This is a genomic window from Dyella agri, assembly GCF_044904705.1.
Taxonomy (GTDB): Bacteria; Pseudomonadota; Gammaproteobacteria; order Xanthomonadales; family Rhodanobacteraceae; genus Rhodanobacter_A; species Rhodanobacter_A agri.
Genome location: NZ_JADIKL010000004.1, coordinates 76,355 through 96,298 on the forward strand (window position 1 = coordinate 76,355; position 19,944 = coordinate 96,298).

A 19,944-nucleotide genomic window follows, 5' to 3' on the forward strand; every position below is an offset into this window, starting at 1 on the left:
AAGCTGCGCCAGCAAGAACTTATGAACGTATAGCAAGAAAATGTGATGGTCAACAATTTCGTAACAAATCTTGCGCAAAAAAAAGCGAACCCTTCCGGGTTCGCCATGAGTACTTCTGCTTCAGCTATGGAAGGTCAGGGAGGCGTGGCGCCCTTGCCAATGTGCTTGGCCAGGAAGTCCTGCATCAGATTCAGGCGTTCCACGTTGTTGGCTTCCGTGTAGAAGCCGTGGCCTTCGCCAGACTTGCTCATCCATTCGTAGGGCTTGTGCGCGGCGTCCAGTGCGGCACGCATGGCCTTGGCCTGGGCGAACGGTACGCGCTGATCGGCTTCGCCGTGGATCAGCAGCACAGGGACATCGATCTGCTCGGCCAGCTTGGCGGGCGAGTTGGCCGCCAGTGCCGCGTCGTCCTTGCCGATCACGGCGGTGAGATAGTTCTTGCCGAAGGTGTCCGAACCGATGCTGCCTTTCGAGCGCATCATGGCCAGATCGTAGACACCGGCGTAGCCGATCGCGCACTTGAACAGTTTCGGCGCGCGGATCGCCGACATCAGCGCGGAGTAGCCGCCGAAGCTGCCGCCATACACGCAGACGCGGTCTGGGTCGGCATATTGCTGCTGCTCGGCCCACTTCACGCCGTCGATCAAGTCTTGCTGGATGCGCGTGCCCCACTTGAGGTAGCCGGCCTGCACGAAGTTCACCCCGCGGCTGCCGGAGCCGCGATAGTTCACCTGCAGCACCAGGTAGCCGCGGCTGGCAAGGAACTGCGCATCCTCGTCGAAGAACCAGTCGTCGTTGACGTCATGCGGGCCGCCGTGCGGCAGCAGCACCATCGGCAAGTTGCTCATCGGCACGCCGTTGGGCACGGTGAGGATCGCCTCTAGTTCCACGCCATCGCTGGCTTTGAAGCGCATCGGTACGCGCTCGGCCATCTTCGACGGATCGATCCACGGCGCCGCCGTAAACAGCTTGATTACTTTGTAGTGCTCGGTGTCGATCAGGTACCAGGTGCCAGGGTCGCGATCGCTGCTAACGGTGAACAGCAACTCGTGGCCGTCCTCGCTGAAGTTGATGAAATCGACGAACTCGCCCGGAAATTTCTGGCTGATCGCCGCATACAGCTTCGCAGCCGGCAGGTTCGGATCGACGTAGATCGGACGTGGCGTGCCGGTGGCGGTGATGATCGCGAATGGCTGCAGCGGCGGTGCCGTCCACTGGACGTTGTGGACGCTGCCGAAATCGTCCTTCGCCAGCACTTTGCGATCGCTTCCGTCCAGGCGCTGCACGATCAGCTCGGTGGGGCCCCCCGAGGTGCTGTGCATGGCATAGACGTGCTGGCCGTCGGGAGCCGTGGCGAATGGGGCGAAGTACTTGCCGGTTTGCGCCCGGTTCAGCTGGGCCCAGCGATTGGCGATGGACTGATAGACCACGTATTCGAAATTGACGTCGGTGCCGTAGGCGAATTCCGGCTTGCCATCGGGGCCGACAAGGAAACTGAGCTGGCCCACGCCGATGTCGCCGATCAGGTGGCGCACGTTCTTCATGGAATCGACATCGTAGAGACGGCTGCTGTTGCCCTCGTCCCAGGGGTGGGCGCCGAGATAGAAGTGGCCGTTGGTCTTCTCAGGCAGCCCTTCTACCGAGCCCCAGCCATCATCTGCCTGGCGGGTGGCGCCACGGCTGTTAGAGCCGGACTGGTAGCCGAACAGGTAATCCATGTGCTTGCCATCCACATCGGTGGCGATGACCTCCCCGGTAGCCTGGGGCGCGTCGATGGAGCCGAACATCTTGCCCTTTTCCACGACCAGCCGGGTCGAGCTGACCCAGGTCACGTTGACCGGCACCTCGTACCTGGGCATGCGCAGCATGCTGACCGGACGGGTCATGTCGGCGACGTCGAAGATCACCAATGCATGGTTGTCGCCGTCGTCCATGCGCACCGCGATGTGCTTGCCGTCGGGCGACAGCCGCGGCATCGACACGCTGGCATGGCGGGCGAAGTCCTCAACCGGAATCAGGTCTGCCGCGGCAGCCGCGACAGGCGACAGCAGGCACGCCGCGACCAGCGCGGCACGCAACTTGCGCAAAGACATCATCCTTGCTCTCCCCCTGTGAGTGATGTTGTGGCCCAGCCGTGGCGGATGCTCCCCAGCACCAGGACTGACCGGGCGGCTGGCAGTGTATCCGCCGGGTCGGGCCGTGTCCCGGTACACTGGCGGCCTTGTCTGCTTCGATCCCGTACCCGCATGGCGCAGCCTCCCGTCGTCACTATCGACCCGATCGCCTTCCACCTCGGCCCGGTGCAGGTGCACTGGTATGGGCTGATGTACCTGGTGGGTTTCTTCAGCGCTGCGCTGCTCGGCGAATACCGGCGGCGCAAGGGGCGCCTGCCGGTGACGCGCGACGCGCTGGGCGACCTGTTCTTCTACGGCATGATGGGCGTGATCCTGGGCGGGCGGATCGGCTACATGCTGTTCTATTACGCCGGCGGTCCGCGCTGGATCTGGACCGATCCACTGGCGTTCTTCCGCGTGTGGGACGGCGGCATGAGCTTCCACGGCGGCCTGCTCGGCGTGCTGGCAGCGGGGTGGTGGTGGTCGCGCCGGCAGCAGCTGCATTTCTTCGACACGGTGGATTTTGTGGCGCCGCTGGTGCCGATCGGTCTGGGACTGGGGCGGCTGGGCAATTTCATCAATGGCGAGCTGTGGGGCAAGCCCACGCAGCTGCCGTGGGGCATGATCTTCCCGCATGCGCATGGCGACGACGTGGCCTACGCAGCGGCGAATCCAGCTTGGCAGGCGCAGTTGCAGCAGCTCGGCGGACTGGCGCGCCAGCCCTCGCAGTTGTACGAGTTGGCGTTGGAGGGTGTGGTGATGTTCGCCGTGCTGTGGCTGGCGTCGATGAAGCCGCGGCCGCGCTACCTGATCTCCGGCTTGTTCGCGCTGATGTACGGCTGCTTCCGTTTCGCGGTGGAGTTCGTGCGTTTGCCTGACATCCAGCTGGGTTACCTTGCCTTCGGCTGGCTCACGATGGGGCAGATCCTGTCCTTGCCGCTGATCGCGGTGGGCCTGTGGCTGCTGTGGCTGTCGCGCCACGCGCCCACGCTGCACCTGTACACCGTGGCGATGCCGGCCGGGGACAAGGAATGAAAGCCTACCTCGACCTGCTGCGCCACGTGCTGGAGCACGGCACGGAGAAAGCCGACCGCACCGGCACCGGCACGCGCAGCGTGTTCGGCTGGCAGATGCGCTTCGACCTGGCTGACGGCTTCCCGCTGGTCACCACCAAGAAACTGCACCTGAAGTCCATCGTCCACGAGTTGATCTGGTTCCTGCGCGGCGACACCAACATCGCCTACCTCAAGGAACACGGCGTCAGCATCTGGGACGAGTGGGCCGACGAGCAGGGCAATCTTGGGCCGGTCTACGGCAAACAGTGGCGTTCGTGGCCCACGCTGGACGGCGGCACAGTGGACCAGATCCGCTGGGTCGTGGACGAGATCCGCCGCAACCCCGATTCGCGCCGGCTGATCGTCAGCGCGTGGAACGTGGGCGAGTTGCCGAAGATGGCGCTGATGCCCTGCCACTCGCTGTTTCAGTTCTATGTGGCGAACGGCAAGCTGAGCTGCCAGCTCTACCAGCGTTCCGGCGATATCTTCCTAGGCGTGCCGTTCAACATCGCCAGCTATGCGCTGCTCACCCACATGGTGGCGCAGGTGTGCGGGTTGGGCGTGGGCGACTTCGTGCACACGCTGGGCGATGCGCACTTGTACAGCAACCACGTGGAACAGGCGCGGCTGCAGCTCACCCGCGAACCGCGCCCGTTGCCGCGGCTGGTGCTGAATCCCGACGTGCGCGCACTGGAGGATTTCCGCTACGAGGACATCGCCATCGAGGGCTACGACCCGCACCCGGCGATCAAGGCGCCGGTGGCGGTGTAGCGGCAGGCTTGCAGCCGTTGACGCGACGGAACCAGGCCGTTTCGTGCGGGTAGTCCAGCGTCATGACGAAATGCTGGAAGACATTGCCGCCGACCGCGCCCTCGGTGGGCTTGTCCATCCATTGCGCCATGAATTGGTGATAGGCGCGGTCGGGCTGCTCGGTGAACCACACCGGCCCCACCGACCAGCCGGCGATTTCCACCTTGGGTACTTCGATGATGCGTTTGAGTGGTCTGGCGGCGACCTTGTCGTCGGCATGTTCTACCACGCGCCAGTCTGGGTGCGCCTTGTGCCAGCGTTCGAGCACGCTGGTGGTGATGTAGCTGGTGACCCCTTCGCCTTGCACGGTCGGCGTGCCACTGATGCGTGCGGCAGCCGGTGTGGGGTAAGACGAAGCGCCAGTGTCCAGCAGCATGTCCAGCGGCTGGCCGTCGACACGGATCGTGATGCGCGCAAAGCCCGAACCCAACCTGCCTTCGGCGTCGCGCTGGAAGCCCAATGGAGTGCGTCGGGCAGCCGGACCGGGTTGCCAGGTGTCGCCTTCGAAGGTCAGCCGGTGCGCGGGGTAGTCGAATGTCCAGACGCGGCCGGGCAGGTAGCCAGCGCCCAGTTGGCCGTCGCTGGCGTCGCCTCGCGGAAAGACCAGCAACGCCGCGCCGCACTGCCCCTTGCCTGGCGATGGCAGGCCGCGCCCGGCCTTGTAATCGGGTAGTTGGACGACCGGCATGGACTGATCGCCCAGCGTGCAGGTAGCGGATTTCAGTTGCAGGCGCTGCGCCGCCGCCTTGCTGATCCAATACATGCCGTTGCTGCCGCCGCCGCCGGTATCCACCAGCAACTTGAGCTGCTGGCCGTTGCGGGTCTCCGGCACAGCGTAGAAATGTCCCGCCTCGTACACGGTAGGCAGCACCTGCGCCCTGACGGGGGCGGCGGTTGCTGGAGCGGAGGCAACCGCGGCCGCCAGGACAGTCATGACGATAACCATGCTCGTTCTCTCCCTGAATCGCTACAATGGGCGGGATTATGGGCAGGCTGCCGCGCTGTCGCATATGCCATTCGAACCCGTGACCTTTGCCAGGAGCCAAGATGGCCATTTCGCTGATCGCCGCGCTCGATGAGAACTTCGCCATCGGCCGCAAGGGACAACTGCCCTGGCACCTGCCGGATGATCTGCGCTGGTTCAAGCAGCTCACCACGGGCAAGTATGTGCTGATGGGTTACAACACCGCGGTATCGATCGGCCGTGTGCTGCCGGAACGCACCAACCTGGTGATGTCGCGCCGGCACGAGGCGCCGTTTCCCGGCCAGATCACCGTGCGTTCGATCGAGGAAGCGATGGCGCGCTGCGACCACACCGGCCTGATGGTGATCGGCGGCGGCCAGGTGTTCCGCGAGGCGCTGCCGCTGGCGCGCCGGTTGTACCTGACCTGGGTCAGCGCGGCCATCGACGGCGCCGATACCTTCTTCCCCGGTGTGCACTTCAGCGACTGGACCGAGGTCTCACGCGTGCACCACAAGAAGGACGCCGAGCACGCTTACGACTTCGACATGGTCGAGTACGTCCGGGGCAGCTGATCCCGTCATGGCCGGCGCGCCGCTGCATGTGCTGGCTGGCGCGCTGCGCGACCGCGAGGGACGCGTGTTGCTGGCCGAGCGTCCTGCCGGCAAGCATCTGGCCGGCTTGTGGGAATTCCCCGGCGGCAAGCGCGAGCCCGGCGAGGCGCCGCTGGCGGCGTTGGCGCGCGAACTGGACGAGGAACTGGGCGTCGCGCTGGTCGACGCCGAACCGCTGATCCGCGTGCCCTGGCACTACCACGAGCGCGAGCTGCTGCTGGACGCCTGGTGCGTGACGCAGTGGCGGGGCGAGCCGCGCCCGCTGGAGGGGCAAGGGCTGCAATGGTGCCTGCCGATGCAGGCGGACCCGGCGACGCTGGCGCCGGCCGACCGCGCCATCCTGCAGGCGTTGCGCCTGCCGCCGCATTACCTGGTTACGCCGGCCGATGTGCTGCCGGCCGAGCGCGAGCTGTGGCTCGAGCAGATCGGCCGCGCCATCGAAGCGGGCGAGCGGTTGCTGCAGCTGCGGTTGCCGCGCTGGCCGCGCGAGGAAGTGCGGGAGTTCGCCGCGGCGCTGCTGCCGTCGGCACGCCGGCATGGCGCACAACTGCTGCTCAACGCGGATATCGAGGGTGCGCAGGCGCTGGGCGTCGGCGTGCACCTGACCGGTGCGCAGCTGGCCGCGCTGGCCGAACGGCCACTCCCGCTTCTGCAGGTCGTCGGTGCGAGTTGCCACGATGCCGTGCAATTGGCACAGGCGCTGCGGGTGGGGGCGGATTTCGCCAGCTTGTCGCCGGTGGCCGTCACCGCCAGCCACCCGCAGGCGGCACCGTTGGGCTGGGGGAGCTTCCAGGCCCTCGCCGAGGCAGCCGCGATGCCGGTCTATGCGCTGGGCGGCATGACGCCGGCGCAACTGGCGCAGGCGCGTGCGGCAGGCGCGCAAGGCGTGGCGGGGATACGCGGCTTCTGGCCTGCGCCGTAGCAGCGCACGTTGTGCGCGAATGCTTCTGGCTCCGGTAAAACGCCGGAGCCATCGCGCACAGGGCGCTACTGCGCTTCTTCGTCCTTCAGCGATTTCAGCAACTGGAACAGTTCGCGGAAGGCACGCGGCGGCTTGTTCGGCGTGGCCTGCTCGACACGCGCCTGGCGGATCAGCGCGCGCAGATGCTGGCGATCGATGCCGGAGTGTTGCTCGATCAGTTCGGTAGCCACGCTGTCGCCATCGTCGCCCAGCAGGCGCTCGCGCAGCGCCTCCAGCCGGTGCATCGCGGCGGTTTCCTGGCGCTGGCGGTCGCGGTTCTCGCCCAGCGCCGCGCGTACCGCGTCGAACGCCTCGCTGTCGTGGCGGCGCATGAGCTTGGCCAGGAAGGCCAGCTGGCGCTTGCGCGCGATGTGCGAACTGATGCGGCGCACGTGGGCGATTTCGTCGCGCACGTCGTCGGGCAGCTCCAGCTTCGCGAGTCGCGTCGGCGGCAGTTCGACCAGTTGGGTCGCCAGTTCCAGCACGGCCAGCGCGTCGCGGCGCTGCTGGGTGCGGGTAGGGCCGTAGTCGTGTCCGGGGTCGTCGGTGTAGGTGCGGTTCATCGGTCTTCCAGCAAGCCGGGCTCGGCCTGTTCCAGCGCGAAACGTGGCACGCTCGCGCCATCCACGATCACGGTTTCGGCAAACATCGCCGCGGGCCGCACCCACAGGCCGCGTTCGCCGTACAGCGCCTGATACACCACCAGCGTCTCCTCGGTCTCGCTGTGACGGGCGGTGCCCAGCACCCGGTAGTGCTGGCCCTTGTAATGACGATAGAGGCCGGGGGCGACCGACATGCGCTTGGCTCCGCGGGGCGTTGCGGGTGGGCCGTGCCGTCCCCATGTGGAGACTGCACGGCGCGGATCGTGCATTCTACCCGTTTGACTTGCCCGGAACCCTTCACGTGAGCGATATCGCCCCCGCCGCCGACCGCAGCCTGCAGGACCTGGACCGCCTCGCCGGGCTGGCCGAGGACGTGATCCGCCGCGCCCGCGCGGCCGGCGCCAGCGCCGCCGAGGTGGCCGCCAGCATCGACACCGGCCTCAACGTGAACGTGCGCCTGGGCGAGGTGGAGACGGTGGAGCACACCCGCGATCGCGGTTTCGGGCTCACCGTCTACTTCGGCCAGCGCAAGGGCTCGGCCAGCACGGCCGACCTCAACCCCGATTCGATCCAGGCCACGCTGGACCAGGCCTGCGCCATCGCCAAGTTCACCGAGGAAGACCCCGCCGCCGGGCTGGCCGATGCCGCGCGCATGGCGACGGATTTCCCCGACCTCGACCTGTGGCATCCCTGGGCCATCGACACCGCGGCGGCGATCGAGCTGGGCCGGCGCATCGAGGATGCCGGCCGCGCGCATGCCGGCATCGGCAATTCCGATGGTGCCGGCGTACAGATGGGCGAAAGCCTGTCGGTGTACGCGAACTCGCACGGTTTCCTCGGCCGCGAGCGCGGCACCCGGCATTCGCTGTCGCTGTCGCTGATCGCCGGCGAGGGCGAGCGCATGCAGCGCGACTACTGGTACGACAGCGTGCGCAGCGCCGACGATTTCATCAGCGCGCAGGCGCTGGGCGACAAAGCTGCCCAGCGCACGCTGGCGCGGCTGGACGCGCGCAGCCTGTCTACCCGCGAATGCCCGGTGTTGTTCGCGCCGGAGATCGCGCGCGGGCTGATCGGCCATCTGATCGGTGCGGTGAGCGGTGGCTCGCTGTACCGTCGCGCCAGCTTCCTGCTCGACCATGCCGGCAAGGCGGTCATGCCGGGCTGGTTCGACATAGCCGAACAGCCGCGACTCAGGCGCGGGCATGGTTCGGGCAACTTCGATGCCGAGGGCGTGGCCACGCGCGACAGCGCGCTGATCGAGCGTGGCGTGCTGGCGCGCTACGTGCTGGGCAGTTATTCGGCACGCAAGCTCGGCCTCGCATCTACCGGCAACGCTGGTGGTGTCCACAATCTGCGGGTGGCGCCCGGTGCGGCTGACGGCGAGGCCAGCGATTTCGTAGGCATGTTGCGCCGGCTGGGCACGGGCTTGCTGGTTACCGAGGTCATGGGGCAGGGCGTCAACACCATCACCGGCGACTACTCGCGCGGCGCGGCTGGTTTCTGGGTGGAAAACGGCGTCATCGCCCATCCGGTCGAGGAAATCACCATCGCTGCGAACCTGCGCGACATGTACGCCGGCATCCTCGCCGCCGGTGCCGACGTCGACCCGCGCTCGCACATCCTCTGCGGCTCGATCCTGGTGGACCGGATGACAGTGGCGGGCGAGTGACTCCTGCGTCATGCTGTAAGAGCCTGTCCAATGTCTCCACATGGCTCGCGCCGGGAGCTGTTTGCACGCAGGCCAAGGAAGAGCGAGGAAGTGGACGTCCGTCCACGACCGAGTGATGACGCAGGGATGTGGGCAAACAGACCCGGCCCTTCGGGTTGCCTTGCCGTGGCCGCCAAGCGGCAGCGCGCGGCTTGACCTGCCAGCCAGGCAGGCGCTGCGCCACGCGCCACCGCCTGACGGCCACGGCAAGGCAACGCGGGCCATGCGGAGACATTAGACGGGCTCTAGACGTTTGATCAGTCCGCGCGTGGCTGGCTGCCCGTGACGCGCGGTCCACTCACCGGGGAGGATTGCTCATGAGTACACCGTCGGACCAGATGCCGCCACCGCCGCCTGTCGCCACCGAGGCGAGCAGCGACGACCGCAACCTGGCCATGCTTACCCATCTGTCGGGTTTCATCCTCAGCCTGGTCGTGCCGCTGATCGTGTGGCTGGTGCACAAGGATCGCGCGGACAAGGCTTATCTGGTGAAGGAGGCCAAGGAAGCGTTGAACTTCCAGATCACCGTGGTGATCGGCTACGTGATCTGCGGGGTGCTTGCCGTCATCCTGATCGGTGCGTTGCTCGCCTGGCTGCTGTGGCTGGCGAACCTGATCCTCTGCATCGTCGCCGCGGTCAAGGTCAGTTCGGACGGCAGCTACCGCTATCCGTTCGCCTTGCGGCTGGTGAGTTGAGTCGCTGCTCGACCGGCATGACCATGAAAAGGCCCGCTTCGGCGGGCCTTTTCCTTTGCTTCAGCGGTGGCGTTGCGCGGCGTAGCGGGCCAGCTCCGCCAGCAGTTCGCCGCGCGGCCCCAAGGGCGCGATGGCGCCGAGGGCGATGGCGGTGAGTTCGGCCAGCCGCGCACGCGAGGCATCCAGGCCGATGATCGAGGAGAAGGTGGGTTTGTCGGCGGCGGCGTCCTTGCCGGCGGTCTTGCCGATCACGGCGGATTCGCCTTCCACGTCGAGGATGTCATCGCGCACCTGAAAGGCCAGGCCCACGGCGGTGGCGTAGTGGTCCAGCCCAGCCAGCGTGGCGTCGTCCGCCCCGGCAACCAGCGCGCCCAGCTGCACCGAGGCGCGGATCAGCGCGCCGGTCTTGCAGGCATGCATGTGTTCGAGTTCAGCAAGCGTGAGCTTCTCGCCCACCGCGGCAAGGTCCAGGGCCTGGCCGCCGGCCATGCCTTCGGCACCGCAGGCGCGGCCCAGTGCATGCAGCATGCGCATGCCGGTGGCGGCATCGGGTGCGGCGTCGGGCGCGGCAAGCAGTTCGAAGGCCAGCGCCTGCAGCGCATCGCCGGCCAGGATCGCCATCGCCTCGCCGAACACGATGTGGCAGGTGGGGCGGCCGCGGCGCAGCGCGTCGTCATCCATTGCCGGCAGGTCGTCGTGCACCAGCGAGTAGGCGTGGATCAGCTCCACCGCGCAGGCCGGTGCATCCAGCGCGGCGTCGTCGCGGCCCAGCGCGTGGGCGGCGGCATAGACCAGCAGCGGCCGCAGGCGCTTGCCGCCGCCGAGGACGGCGTAGCGCATCGCGCGGTGCAGTTGGACGGGCGATTGTTCGGCGCTGGGCAAGCAGGCGTCCAGCGCCTGTTCGGCGCGGTGGATCAACGCTTGCAGTGCAGGCCCCAGTTCAGTGTTCGGGTTCAAACGGTTCGGCGCTGTCGGGGGCTTCGGGGTCGAGCAGCAGGCGCACACGCAGTTCGGCTTGTTCCAAGGCCTGTTGGCAATGGCGGTACAGGCCGACGCCGCGCTCGAAAGAGGCCAGCGACTCGTCCAGGCTCAGTTCGCCACCCTCCATCTTCGTCACCAGCTGTTCGAGTTCGTCCAGCGAGTGCTCGAAGTCGGCGGCGGGTGGGGTCTTGGCGGCGGTGGAAGCGGTCTTGGCCATGGCCCGCAACGCTAGCGCAGCAGCCTGCGGGAATCAATGCGAACGGCGTTGCCGGGCTGGCTAAGCCGCGATTCCGAGAGGCGGTCGGCGGGCGTCAGGGGCCGGGCTGCCAGCCGGGTCGACTACCCGCGCTTTCGAACAGTTGCCGGCCGCGGGTACTGGCCCAGCGGTCGGCCACGGCGACCAGTTGCCCATCCTCGTACAGCAGAGGGCAGACAGCACGCTGCCATGGCGGCAATGCCGCCTGCTGGAACAAATCGCGCAGTTCGCGGGTGTGTGCGTCGCCGTCCGGCTTGATGCGCTCACCGCCTTGGCGCAAGCACACCGTGAGCGGCGTGGGCAGGCGCGTGTGTTCGTTGCTCAGCGCGAGCCATCCCCCGTCGGGCAGCACGAGCCGTTCGCCTTGCCAGGGCGTACGCCAGGACGGGTCGATGGCGGGCTGTGGTGCGCGTGCCCACAGGCGTCCCTTCCAGACATGCAGCTCCGTGCCTGGCCAGCGGATGCATGGCGACTGGCCCGGGCGGGCGGTGCACTGGCGTTCGATCTGCGCGCGCTGCGCCGTGGTGGGTGCGATGAGACCGCGCGCGTGCAGCCAATGATCGAGCAGCGGTTCGCGCAGGGCGGGGGCGAGCGCGAGCCAGCCGGTGGCGTCGAGACTGCCGGTGGCGCCGTCATGCAGCATCGCGAAGGCAGCCAGCCACTGGGCGCGCAAGGCGTCGGCGGCGGCGCGGTTGAGCGTGGCGCTGTGCAGGATCGAATCCACTGCCTGCGGCCAGTGCGCGGTGAGGCGCGGCAGGATTTCGTGGCGCAGCTGGTTGCGTGCGAACCGGGTGTCGGCGTTGGCGGGATCGTCGATGCAGGGCAGATGGTGCATGGCGACGTAATCGCGCAACTGCGCGCGCGCGATGTCGTTGAGCAGCGGTCGCCACAGTTCGCCACGTCCCAGCGGGCGGCGCTGGCGCATGCCGCCCAGGCCTTCCGGACCGGCGCCGCGCAGCAGCTTCAGCAGCACGGTTTCGGCCTGGTCGTCGCGGTGGTGGGCCAGCAGCAGGGTTTCACCCGCGTGCAGCTGTGTCGCAAAGGCCGTGTAGCGCACGTGGCGCGCGGCAGCCTCCAGGCCCTCGCCGCGGTGCATCTCGACCTGCACCTGCACCACGTCACAAGTCAGGTCGAGGCTGGCGCAGAACTGGCGGCATTGTCCGGTCCATGCGGCGCTCTGCGCGTGCAGGCCATGATCGACGTGCAAGGCACGCAAGCCGCGCGCCCGCGCCGTGGGCAGCTGCGCCAGCGCGTGCAGCAGGGCGGTGGAATCCGGGCCGCCGCTGTACGCCACGCACAGCGGTCCCGGCGGTGCTTTTTCCAGTGCGCGGGCCAGCAGCGCCGGCAGCGGCTGGCTCACTTCTTGCCGCTGCGCAGGCGCAGGTACATGTGTTTGCCGTTGCCGATGTGGCGCTCCTCGGTCTCGAACAGGCCGATGCCGTTCACCAGTGCGCTGAGCCTGGCGTAGCCGTAGTTGCGCGGGTCGAAATCGGGCGACTGCTTGTTGACGATGCTGCCGACCGCACCCAGACCGGCCCAGCCGTTGTCGTCGGCGGCGGCATCGATGGCGTTGCGCAGCAGGTTCATCAGCTGGCTGTCGCTGCGCAGTTCCTTGGCGGTACGTCGCTTCACCCCGGCGCTGACCTCGGTCGCTGTGGCCGGCGCCAGCACTTCGGTGTAGATGAACTTGTCGCAGGCGGTGCGGAATGGCTCGGGCGTCTTGCGCTCGCCGAAGCCATACACAGTGAGCCCGGACTCGCGGATGCGCGAGGCGAGCCGGGTGAAGTCGCTGTCGCTGGAAACGATGCAGAAGCCGTCGAAGCGCCCGGAATAGAGCAGGTCCATCGCGTCGATGATCATTGCCGAGTCGGTGGCGTTCTTGCCTACGGTATAGCGGAACTGCTGGATCGGCTGGATCGAGTGGCGCAGCAGCGCGTCCTTCCAGCTGTTGAGGTCGGGCTTGGTCCAGTCGCCGTAGATGCGCTTGACGTGTGCGGTGCCGATTTTCGCGATCTCGGCGAGCAGGCCCTCGACGATGGCCGGGCGTGCGTTGTCGGCGTCGATCAGTACGGCGAGCTTGTCGTGGGCCATGGTCGTTCCCGGCAGCCTGACGGTGTGGTCGATGGTAGCGCCGGCACAGTTACAGTGCGCCGGCCTCATGCAGCGATTGCTTGAATTTCTTTACGCCACTCCAGCCCAGGAATTTCTTGGTCAACACGCCGTTCTGGTAGACATAAAACGCCGGCAAAAGCCCCCACGCGTCACTGCCAAGTATTGACCATTCCGAGTTCTGCCATGCGATATGCATGGGCTGATCGGGGAACAGGTGATTCCATGTCTTGGCATATTCGAAACCATCTCCCTGGCTAGCCAGCCACATTGCGTGCTGGGCGAATAGCGGGCGCAGTTGCGCATCCGTCTCGACGGCGTTCGCGGCTTCATCGCAGAAATGACATCCGTCGCCGCTGAGCGCCACGATGCGCAACGCATGCGAAATATCAAATGACTCGCGAGTCATGCCGCCGTGCTTGTCGATGACCAGTGCAGTGGTCGCCGGGTGGGGCGAATCGCCGGTGCGGTCATCGACGGTTGGCATGGCGCTTTCGCCCAAGCCTGGATGCTGATGCAACAATGCGGCAGCTTCGGTGAGTCGACGGTCTGACAAGAGCAACCGGTACAGCCGGGCATAGTCCTGATCCTCGGCCATGCCGCGCCGCTGCATTTCGGCCAGGTCCATTTGCAACTGGGTGATGCGAATCGCACTCGGCGCGCCAACCATTGGCATTGCATATTCAGTTGCGCGCACAAGAAGCCGCAGATCCAAGTCGCTGGTCGTGCGCAGTCGTTCCGGCGCCTCGTAATCGGCGAATAGCCGATCGTAGCGCTGACTGTCGAGAGCAATGCGTTTTGCCACCGGAATGGAAGTAGGCGGCTCCTGCAGGACCAGTTCGTCAAAACGTTGTTCGATCTGGCTTTCGGGGCAACTTTCCGGCGCGCAGTGGCGTGCTTTGGCGTCCTCGGCGCGCTCATGCTGGATACGGGACTGTTTGGCTGGCGTCAGTCCGATATCCATGCTTTGGGCAAGTTTCTCCTGCTCGTTCCCAAACAGCGCAAAGATCTGGACGATTTGTGGATGAGTCAATTCGGCCATGGGTTCGCCGAAACTGATATTCCTTGCTCCCCGTGAGTCAAAATCCACCTGAGCAAGAAAGCGCCTGCGTGACCACGGCGGCAACTTGTCGAGCGGGGAGGTTCCCGCCGGCGTATCGCGCAAGTAACGCGCCAAGTCCGCCTTGGACTTTATCGGGAGCAATGCGTGCGCGTTGGCCTTGCCGGCATCAACAGCTGCTGGCGCGGCCTTGACGGGCATCAGGGGAGCGAGAAGTGGGATCGCTAGCGCATAGGGCAAGAGAGCTTTCATTGAAACCTCCATGCGCTGGCTGCGCGGTTCTATTCCTGGAACGCGCCGTGGCCGCGCAGGCGTGCGTAGCGCTGCTCCAGCAGGTCCGCCGTCGGCATCGCCTGCAGCTCGTCGAGCTGGTTCATCAGCACGGCCTTGAGGCGGATAGCCATGGAGCGCGGGTTGCGATGGGCGCCGCCCAGCGGCTCACGGATCACCTTGTCGACCAGGCCCAGCTCCAGCAGGCGCGGTGCGGTGAGGCCGAGCGCCTCGGCGGCGTCCTTGGCGCGCTCCGCGCTGCGCCAGAGGATGGTGGCGCAGCCTTCCGGGGTGATCACGGAATAGGTCGAGTACTGCAGCATGTTGATGCGGTCGCCCACGCCGATCGCCAGCGCACCGCCGGAGCCGCCTTCGCCGATCACGGTGCAGATGACCGGTGTCTTGAGGTCGGCCATTTCCAGCAGGTTGCGGGCAATGGCTTCACTTTGGCCGCGTTCCTCGGCGCCGATGCCTGGGTAGGCACCCATGGTGTCGATCAAGGTGATCACGGGCAGGCCGAAGCGCTCGGCCATCTTCATCAGGCGCAGCGCTTTGCGGTAACCCTCGGGGCGCGGCATGCCGAAGTTGCGCTTGAGCTTGCCCTTGGTGTCGCGCGCCTTCTGGTGGCCCACGATCATCACCGGTCGGCCGTTGATGCGGCCCAGGCCGCCGACGATGGCGCCGTCGTCCGCGTACATGCGGTCGCCGGCCAGTTCGTGGAACTCCTCGCACATCACGCCGATGTAATCCAGCGTGTAAGGCCGCGCCGGATGGCGCGACAGCTGGGCGACCTGCCATGAACTGAGGTTCTTGAAGATGTCGTTGGTCTTGAGCTTCAGCTTCTCGCGCAGCCGGCCGACTTCCTCGTCGATGTTGAGCGCCTGCCCATTGCTGGTATGGCGCAACTCCTCGATCTTCGCCTCGAGCTCGGCAATGGGTTGTTCGAAATCGAGGAAGTTGGGATTCATTCGCCGGGGTTCGTGACGCGGAAGCGGGGCAGTATACCGGGCGCGCAAAAAACGGGGGAACGGGGGCGTATGGGCATCCCGGTATTCCAGGCGGAGCGAGGCTGCGGCACATGGATGTGCCGCCCGTGCGCGGGCGCTTCAGCGCCTGCGCAGCTCAGACCGGGTCGGCTGCATCGACCCGGTCGACTCGAACGCCGCCAGGAAGGCGGCTTTCGAGATCAGGAAAGGCTCTGGCTCTGATTCCCCAAGCCGCACGAAAGCCTCAATGCTCGCTTTTCACGAGTCGCAACCGCGCTGCTTGCACCCCCGGCAGCGCCCGCACCGCGCGCAGCAGCTCGGGGATGGCCTCCACGCGCCAGTCCTCGCCCAGCTCCAGATCGGCCTGGGCCGTGGCGTTGTGGTAGCCGTGCAAGGTGACGCTGGCGCGCCCGCCGCGGAAGCCGGCCAGGGTCTGGCGCAGCTGCTCCGGGAAACCGGGGTCGATGCCGTTCAATTTCAGCTGGAGCAGGCGTGCGTGGCGCCGGCAGGCGTCGGCCAGGGTAATGGCGCCGCGGGCGCGCAACTGAAAGCCGCCGCCGGAGAACTCGTCGATGCGCAGGCCGCCTTCGACAATCAGCATCTCGTCGCGCACCAGCAGCGGCGCTATCTGCTGGTACAGCTCGCCGAAGAAGCTCACTTCGATCGCGCCGGTGCCGTCTTCCAGTCGCACGAAGGCGTCGCTGTCGCCGCGCTTGCGCATCGCCACCACCATGCCGGCGGCGGTCCATGGCGTGTCCGGGCCGCGGCGGAAGCGGTTGCCGTCGTCGCTGTCGCTCTTGCGCGGCCGGGGCGGCTGGTAGCGTTCGGCGATCTCGCCCAGCGGGCAGGTGGAGAGCTGGGCCAGTTCCTCGCGCCACGGGTCGACGGGATGGCCGGAGAGGTAGTGGCCGAGTGTGTCGCGCTCGCCCTGCAGCTTTTGCTCCAGCGACCAGTCGGGCGCGGTGGGCAGTTCGATCTGCACTACTGGCGTGGCGGCCCCCATGGCGGCGCCGAACATGTCGTTCTGGCCGGACTGGCGGTCGCGCAGGTGCTGCTCGGCCGCCTTGATCGCGTCGGGCAGCTGCAGCATCAGGCTGGCGCGGTTGGGCGCCAGTGCATCGAGCGAGCCGGAGAGGATCAGCGCCTCGAGCACGCGCCGGTTGAGCTTGGTCGGGTCGACACGGCGACAGAAGTCGGCAAGGTCTTTGTATGTGCCGCCGCGCTGGCGCTCGGCGACGATGGATTCGCAGGCACCCTGGCCCACGCCCTTGATCGCGCCCAGGCCGTAGCGGATGACCTTCGGCTCGACTGCCACGAACATGAAGTCCGAAGCGTTCACGTCCGGCGGCAGCACGGTGAGGCCGATCGCCTTGGACTCGTCGATGAAGGTCACCGCCTTGTCGGTGTTGTCCATGTCCGACGAGATCGTCGCGGCCATGAATTCGGCGGGGTAGTGCGCCTTCAGCCAGGCGGTCTGGTAGGAGACGAGTGCATACGCAGCAGCGTGTGACTTGTTGAAGCCGTAGCCGGCGAACTTCTCCATCAGGTCGAAGATTTCGTCGGACTTGCTGCTGCTGAGCCCGTCCTTGGCCGCGCCCTCGCGGAACTTGGCGCGCTCCTTCGCCATCTCCTCGATTTTCTTCTTGCCCATCGCGCGGCGCAGCAGGTCGGCGCCGCCGAGCGTGTAGCCGCCCACGATCTGCGCCATCTGCATCACCTGCTCCTGGTAGACCATGATGCCGTAGGTCTCTTTCAGGACAGGCTCGACGCGCGGGTCGGGGTAGATCACTTCCTCGCGGCCGTGCTTGCGCGCCACGAAGTTGGGGATCAGGTCCATCGGGCCGGGGCGGTACAGCGCGCCCAGTGCGATGAGGTCGTCGAAGCGGTCGGGCTTGGCGTCCTTCAGCATGCGCTGCATGCCCGACGATTCGAACTGGAAGATCGCGACCGTCTTCGCCTTGGCGAAGACCTCGGCGTAGGTGTAGGCGTCGTCCAGCGGCAGCTTGGCGATGTCCAGCGGTTCCTCGCCGCTTTGCGCGCGGCGCGCGTTGATCGCCTTTACCGCCCAGTCGATGATGGTGAGCGTGCGCAGGCCGAGGAAGTCGAACTTCACCAGGCCGACCGCTTCCACGTCGTCCTTGTCGTACTGGGTGACCACGCCGCCGCCACCGGCTTCGCAGTACAGCGGCGCGTATTCGGTGAGCGTGCTCTGGCCGATCACCACGCCGCCGGCGTGCTTGCCGACGTTGCGGGTGAGGCTTTCCAGCTTCAGCGCGAGATCGATCAGCGGGCGCGCCTCGTCCTCGTCCTGCGCGTACAGCTCGCAGAATTCCTTGACGACGCGCTCGGGCTCTTTCTTCGATTTCTCGGTGCGGCCCAGCGCGTCGGACAAGGTGAGATCGAGCGGACGCGGCGGAATCAGCTTGGCGATCTTGTCCACCGCGCCGTAGCCCATGCCGAGCACGCGGCCGGAATCGCGCAGCACCGCCTTCGCCGCCATCGAGCCGTAGGTGATGATCTGGCTGACATGGTCGCGCCCATATTTGCGCGCCACGTAATCGATCACCTCGTCGCGGCGATCCATGCAGAAGTCGATGTCGAAGTCGGGCATCGACACGCGTTCGGGATTGAGGAAGCGCTCGAACAGCAGGTTGAACTGCAACGGATCGAGGTCGGTGATCTTCAGCACCCAGGCGACCAGCGAGCCGGCGCCCGAGCCGCGGCCCGGTCCGACCGGGATGCCGTTCTGTTTGCCCCAGTTGATGAAGTCCGCCACGATCAGGAAGTAGCCGGGGAAGCCCATCTTGATGATGACGTCCAGCTCGCGTTCCAGCCGCGCCTCGTAGTCGGCGAGGCTGTGGCCCTCGGCCAGCGGTGCGGCGGCCAGGCGCTCCTTCAGGCCTTGCCGGGCCAGTTCGCGGATGTGGCTGTCGAGGTTGTAACCCTCGGGCACCGGGAAGTCGGGCAGGTAGTAGGTGCCGAACTTCAATTCGAGATTGCAGCGCTTCGCCAGTTCGACGGTGTTTTCCAGCGCCTCGGGAATGTCCGCAAACAGCTCGGCCATTTCCCCGGGGGATTTCAGGTATTGCTGGTCGCTGTAGTCGCGCGGACGCTTGGGGTCGGCCAGCACGCGGCCCTGGTGGATGCATACGCGTGCTTCGTGCGCCTCGAAATCGTCGCGCTTGAGGAAGCGCACGTCGTTGCTGGCGATCACCGGCAGCTCGAGTTCGGTAGCCAGCGCCAGCGCAGCCGAGTTCCAGGCCTCCTCGCCCTCGCGGCCGCAGCGGATGAGTTCGAGATACAGGCGGTCCGGGAACAGCCGTACCAGTGGGCGCAGCTTCGCCAGCGCGGCGTCGTGGCCTTGGGCCACTGCGATGCGCGCCACTTCGCTCTCGCGGCCGAGCAGGGCGATCAGGCCGTCCGTCGCGGGTGTGGCGAGCCAGCCCGCGTCGACCAGCGCGCGGCCGCCGTGCTGGCCTTCCTGCCAGGCGCGCGAGACGAGCCGGGACAGGTTGAGGTAGCCGTCGCGGTGCTGGCACAGCAGGGTGAGTCGCCACGGGCGCGGATCGTCCGGCGAACCGATCCACAGGTCGCTGCCGCAGATCGGCTTGATGCCGGCTGCGCTGCAGGCCTTGTAGAACTTCACCAGCGCGAACATGTTGCATTCGTCGGTGAGCGCCACCGCCGGCATGCCCGCTTGCACGCAGGCGGCGACCATCGCCTTGATGCGGATGGTCGAATCGACCAGCGAGTACTCGCTGTGCAGATGCAGGTGGGTATAGCGGATGGTCATGCGGTCTGGCGCAGTCAAGCCTCGCAGGCTACCCGGCACCGTGCGCAGCGGCAAGATTGACTTGTGCGTGGTTTGCGCGGTGTGCGGCGGTCAGTGCGGCGCGGCGACTGCCACGGCCTGCGCGGGTTCGACGAGCAGGGCATTGATCTCGGCCACCAGGCTGTCCAGCATGTCCTCGTCGTAGCCCACGTGCACCTGGGCCACGCGGCCGTCGCGGTGCAGCATCACCATGACCGGGATGCCCTTGTCGGTGCCATAGGATTTGCCCAGGGCGCCGTCGCGGTCCCAGGTCATCAGCAGGCCCGGCAGGCGGGGACGCAGGGCGCGCACGGTGTCTACGAAGACGCGCCGATCCTCGCGGTAGTTGATGGTGACCACCTGCAACGGCAGGCCGCGCTGGATCGCCAGTGACTGGAGGTTCGCCAGCGCCGGCATCTCCTTCATGCAGTAGCCGCACCAGGTGGCCCAGAAGCTGATCACCACGACCTTGCCGTGCAACGATGAAACCGTCACCTCCTGGCCGTCCTGGGTCGTACCCAGCGCGTCCGGCGGCGTATCGCCCGGTTGCACATGGGCGTGGGCGGCCAGGCAGAACAGCAGCCCCAGCAATACGATGGCGATACGACGCATGTCATCCCTTCCCCCGTGAAGTGCCGCCAGCGTAGCGACAGGCGCAGGGCGAGAGAAGCATCGCCATTCAACGGACGTGGAAGCGTTCCTCCTCCTGTTCCTCGCCGGGCGGCAGGTAGTGGCCGAGGCTGTCGACCTTCAGTGGCTGGAGGTTGTAGTCGGCGTGCGGCGGGACGTTTTTTTCGACGCCGCCGGTGGCGGGTTCGGTCAGTGCCGGCGGGGGCATGCCGGCCGGTACCGGGGGAGCGTTCGGATGGTTGGACGGGGGCATCATGGCACGACTCCTGCGATCGGCGATGCGCGTTGTGCGCAACGGTGGCAGCGGTCGGCGTGGCCGGT

19 protein-coding genes are annotated in these 19,944 nt (G+C 66.8%); 6 read left to right on the plus strand and 13 right to left on the minus strand.

The features are described from left to right. Positions 1 to 134: 134 nt before the first annotated feature. Complete coding sequence (locus tag ISP14_RS08100) at positions 135 to 2,096, minus strand: alpha/beta hydrolase family protein (RefSeq protein WP_404537961.1); 1,962 nt, start codon at positions 2,094 to 2,096, stop codon at positions 135 to 137. Between the two features lie 150 nt (positions 2,097 to 2,246). Between ISP14_RS08100 and lgt the strand changes: the two genes are divergently transcribed. Beyond that, positions 2,247 to 3,149, plus strand: a complete 903-nt coding sequence (gene lgt / locus ISP14_RS08105; protein ID WP_404537963.1) for a prolipoprotein diacylglyceryl transferase — start codon at positions 2,247 to 2,249, stop codon at positions 3,147 to 3,149. Beyond that, positions 3,146 to 3,940 (plus strand): thymidylate synthase, encoded by a 795-nt coding sequence (locus tag ISP14_RS08110; RefSeq protein WP_404537965.1) that lies wholly within the window; start codon positions 3,146 to 3,148, stop codon positions 3,938 to 3,940. Before lgt ends, ISP14_RS08110 begins: the two co-directional genes overlap by 4 nt. On the opposite strand, the gene ISP14_RS08115 is transcribed toward ISP14_RS08110, so the two are convergent. Next, positions 3,918 to 4,913, minus strand: a complete 996-nt coding sequence (locus ISP14_RS08115; protein ID WP_404537967.1) for a hypothetical protein — start codon at positions 4,911 to 4,913, stop codon at positions 3,918 to 3,920. The two genes, ISP14_RS08110 and ISP14_RS08115, sit on opposite strands and share 23 nt — an antisense overlap. Before the next feature lie 113 nt (positions 4,914 to 5,026). Between ISP14_RS08115 and ISP14_RS08120 the strand changes: the two genes are divergently transcribed. Beyond that, positions 5,027 to 5,515 carry a dihydrofolate reductase gene (locus ISP14_RS08120; protein WP_404537968.1) on the plus strand — a complete coding sequence of 163 codons (489 nt, stop codon included), beginning with the start codon at positions 5,027 to 5,029 and terminating at the stop codon, positions 5,513 to 5,515. A gap of 7 nt (positions 5,516 to 5,522) precedes the next feature. Beyond that, on the plus strand, positions 5,523 to 6,476 hold the full coding sequence (locus ISP14_RS08125; RefSeq protein WP_404537971.1) for a Nudix family hydrolase: 954 nt from the start codon (positions 5,523 to 5,525) through the stop codon (positions 6,474 to 6,476). 65 nt (positions 6,477 to 6,541) lie between these two features. Here the strand turns inward: ISP14_RS08125 and yjgA are convergent, their stop codons facing one another. Together yjgA and ISP14_RS08135 are read right to left on the minus strand one after the other, a co-directional pair. After that, positions 6,542 to 7,078, minus strand: coding sequence for a ribosome biogenesis factor YjgA (yjgA, locus tag ISP14_RS08130; protein WP_404537974.1), 537 nt, complete (start codon positions 7,076 to 7,078; stop codon positions 6,542 to 6,544). Beyond that, on the minus strand, positions 7,075 to 7,311 hold the full coding sequence (locus tag ISP14_RS08135) for a DUF1653 domain-containing protein (RefSeq protein WP_404537975.1): 237 nt from the start codon (positions 7,309 to 7,311) through the stop codon (positions 7,075 to 7,077). The genes yjgA and ISP14_RS08135 overlap by 4 nt, the downstream gene beginning before the upstream one ends. 107 nt (positions 7,312 to 7,418) lie before the next feature. Here ISP14_RS08135 and pmbA point away from each other — a divergent pair, with 107 nt between their 5' ends. Next, positions 7,419 to 8,786, plus strand: a complete 1,368-nt coding sequence (gene pmbA, locus ISP14_RS08140) for a metalloprotease PmbA (protein WP_404537977.1) — start codon at positions 7,419 to 7,421, stop codon at positions 8,784 to 8,786. 356 nt (positions 8,787 to 9,142) lie between these two features. Next, positions 9,143 to 9,520: a DUF4870 domain-containing protein gene (locus ISP14_RS08145; RefSeq protein ID WP_404537979.1), complete on the plus strand. Its 378-nt coding sequence runs from the start codon at positions 9,143 to 9,145 to the stop codon at positions 9,518 to 9,520. Positions 9,521 to 9,580: 60 nt separating this feature from the next. On the opposite strand, the gene ISP14_RS08150 is transcribed toward ISP14_RS08145, so the two are convergent. The 9 genes from ISP14_RS08150 to ISP14_RS08190 form a co-directional block, all read right to left on the minus strand. Beyond that, the gene (locus tag ISP14_RS08150; protein ID WP_404537981.1) at positions 9,581 to 10,477 is read right to left on the minus strand and encodes a polyprenyl synthetase family protein; all 897 of its coding nucleotides are present in this window, start codon (positions 10,475 to 10,477) and stop codon (positions 9,581 to 9,583) included. Beyond that, positions 10,461 to 10,718, minus strand: coding sequence for an exodeoxyribonuclease VII small subunit (locus ISP14_RS08155; RefSeq protein ID WP_404537983.1), 258 nt, complete (start codon positions 10,716 to 10,718; stop codon positions 10,461 to 10,463). The genes ISP14_RS08150 and ISP14_RS08155 overlap by 17 nt, the downstream gene beginning before the upstream one ends. Before the next feature lie 94 nt (positions 10,719 to 10,812). Beyond that, on the minus strand, positions 10,813 to 12,117 hold the full coding sequence (gene tilS, locus ISP14_RS08160; protein ID WP_404537985.1) for a tRNA lysidine(34) synthetase TilS: 1,305 nt from the start codon (positions 12,115 to 12,117) through the stop codon (positions 10,813 to 10,815). Beyond that, on the minus strand, positions 12,114 to 12,848 hold the full coding sequence (locus ISP14_RS08165; RefSeq protein WP_404537987.1) for an NYN domain-containing protein: 735 nt from the start codon (positions 12,846 to 12,848) through the stop codon (positions 12,114 to 12,116). The genes tilS and ISP14_RS08165 overlap by 4 nt, the downstream gene beginning before the upstream one ends. 49 nt (positions 12,849 to 12,897) lie before the next feature. After that, positions 12,898 to 14,178: a hypothetical protein gene (locus ISP14_RS08170; protein WP_404537989.1), complete on the minus strand. Its 1,281-nt coding sequence runs from the start codon at positions 14,176 to 14,178 to the stop codon at positions 12,898 to 12,900. A 29-nt stretch (positions 14,179 to 14,207) separates the two neighbouring features. Beyond that, the gene (locus ISP14_RS08175) at positions 14,208 to 15,164 is read right to left on the minus strand and encodes an acetyl-CoA carboxylase carboxyltransferase subunit alpha (RefSeq protein ID WP_404537991.1); all 957 of its coding nucleotides are present in this window, start codon (positions 15,162 to 15,164) and stop codon (positions 14,208 to 14,210) included. Positions 15,165 to 15,426: 262 nt separating this feature from the next. After that, the gene (gene dnaE, locus ISP14_RS08180; RefSeq protein ID WP_404537992.1) at positions 15,427 to 18,975 is read right to left on the minus strand and encodes a DNA polymerase III subunit alpha; all 3,549 of its coding nucleotides are present in this window, start codon (positions 18,973 to 18,975) and stop codon (positions 15,427 to 15,429) included. Positions 18,976 to 19,065: 90 nt separating this feature from the next. Then, positions 19,066 to 19,605 (minus strand): TlpA family protein disulfide reductase, encoded by a 540-nt coding sequence (locus tag ISP14_RS08185; RefSeq protein ID WP_404537994.1) that lies wholly within the window; start codon positions 19,603 to 19,605, stop codon positions 19,066 to 19,068. A 67-nt stretch (positions 19,606 to 19,672) separates the two neighbouring features. After that, positions 19,673 to 19,879, minus strand: coding sequence for a hypothetical protein (locus ISP14_RS08190; RefSeq protein WP_404537996.1), 207 nt, complete (start codon positions 19,877 to 19,879; stop codon positions 19,673 to 19,675). Between the last annotated feature and the right edge of the window lie 65 nt (positions 19,880 to 19,944).

Excerpts from the sequence above, each read along its gene's own strand:
- ISP14_RS08100 (WP_404537961.1), bottom strand. The coding sequence starts at position 2,096 with ATGATGTCTTTGCGCAAGTTGCGTGCCGCGCTGGTCGCGGCGTGCCTG.
- lgt (WP_404537963.1), top strand. The coding sequence starts at position 2,247 with ATGGCGCAGCCTCCCGTCGTCACTATCGACCCGATCGCCTTCCACCTC.
- ISP14_RS08110 (WP_404537965.1), top strand. The coding sequence starts at position 3,146 with ATGAAAGCCTACCTCGACCTGCTGCGCCACGTGCTGGAGCACGGCACG.
- ISP14_RS08115 (WP_404537967.1), bottom strand. The coding sequence starts at position 4,913 with ATGACTGTCCTGGCGGCCGCGGTTGCCTCCGCTCCAGCAACCGCCGCC.
- ISP14_RS08120 (WP_404537968.1), top strand. The coding sequence starts at position 5,027 with ATGGCCATTTCGCTGATCGCCGCGCTCGATGAGAACTTCGCCATCGGC.
- ISP14_RS08125 (WP_404537971.1), top strand. The coding sequence starts at position 5,523 with ATGGCCGGCGCGCCGCTGCATGTGCTGGCTGGCGCGCTGCGCGACCGC.
- yjgA (WP_404537974.1), bottom strand. The coding sequence starts at position 7,078 with ATGAACCGCACCTACACCGACGACCCCGGACACGACTACGGCCCTACC.
- ISP14_RS08135 (WP_404537975.1), bottom strand. The coding sequence starts at position 7,311 with ATGTCGGTCGCCCCCGGCCTCTATCGTCATTACAAGGGCCAGCACTAC.
- ISP14_RS08145 (WP_404537979.1), top strand. The coding sequence starts at position 9,143 with ATGAGTACACCGTCGGACCAGATGCCGCCACCGCCGCCTGTCGCCACC.
- ISP14_RS08155 (WP_404537983.1), bottom strand. The coding sequence starts at position 10,718 with ATGGCCAAGACCGCTTCCACCGCCGCCAAGACCCCACCCGCCGCCGAC.
- ISP14_RS08165 (WP_404537987.1), bottom strand. The coding sequence starts at position 12,848 with ATGGCCCACGACAAGCTCGCCGTACTGATCGACGCCGACAACGCACGC.
- ISP14_RS08170 (WP_404537989.1), bottom strand. The coding sequence starts at position 14,178 with ATGAAAGCTCTCTTGCCCTATGCGCTAGCGATCCCACTTCTCGCTCCC.
- ISP14_RS08175 (WP_404537991.1), bottom strand. The coding sequence starts at position 15,164 with ATGAATCCCAACTTCCTCGATTTCGAACAACCCATTGCCGAGCTCGAG.
- dnaE (WP_404537992.1), bottom strand. The coding sequence starts at position 18,975 with ATGACCATCCGCTATACCCACCTGCATCTGCACAGCGAGTACTCGCTG.
- ISP14_RS08185 (WP_404537994.1), bottom strand. The coding sequence starts at position 19,605 with ATGCGTCGTATCGCCATCGTATTGCTGGGGCTGCTGTTCTGCCTGGCC.
- ISP14_RS08190 (WP_404537996.1), bottom strand. The coding sequence starts at position 19,879 with ATGATGCCCCCGTCCAACCATCCGAACGCTCCCCCGGTACCGGCCGGC.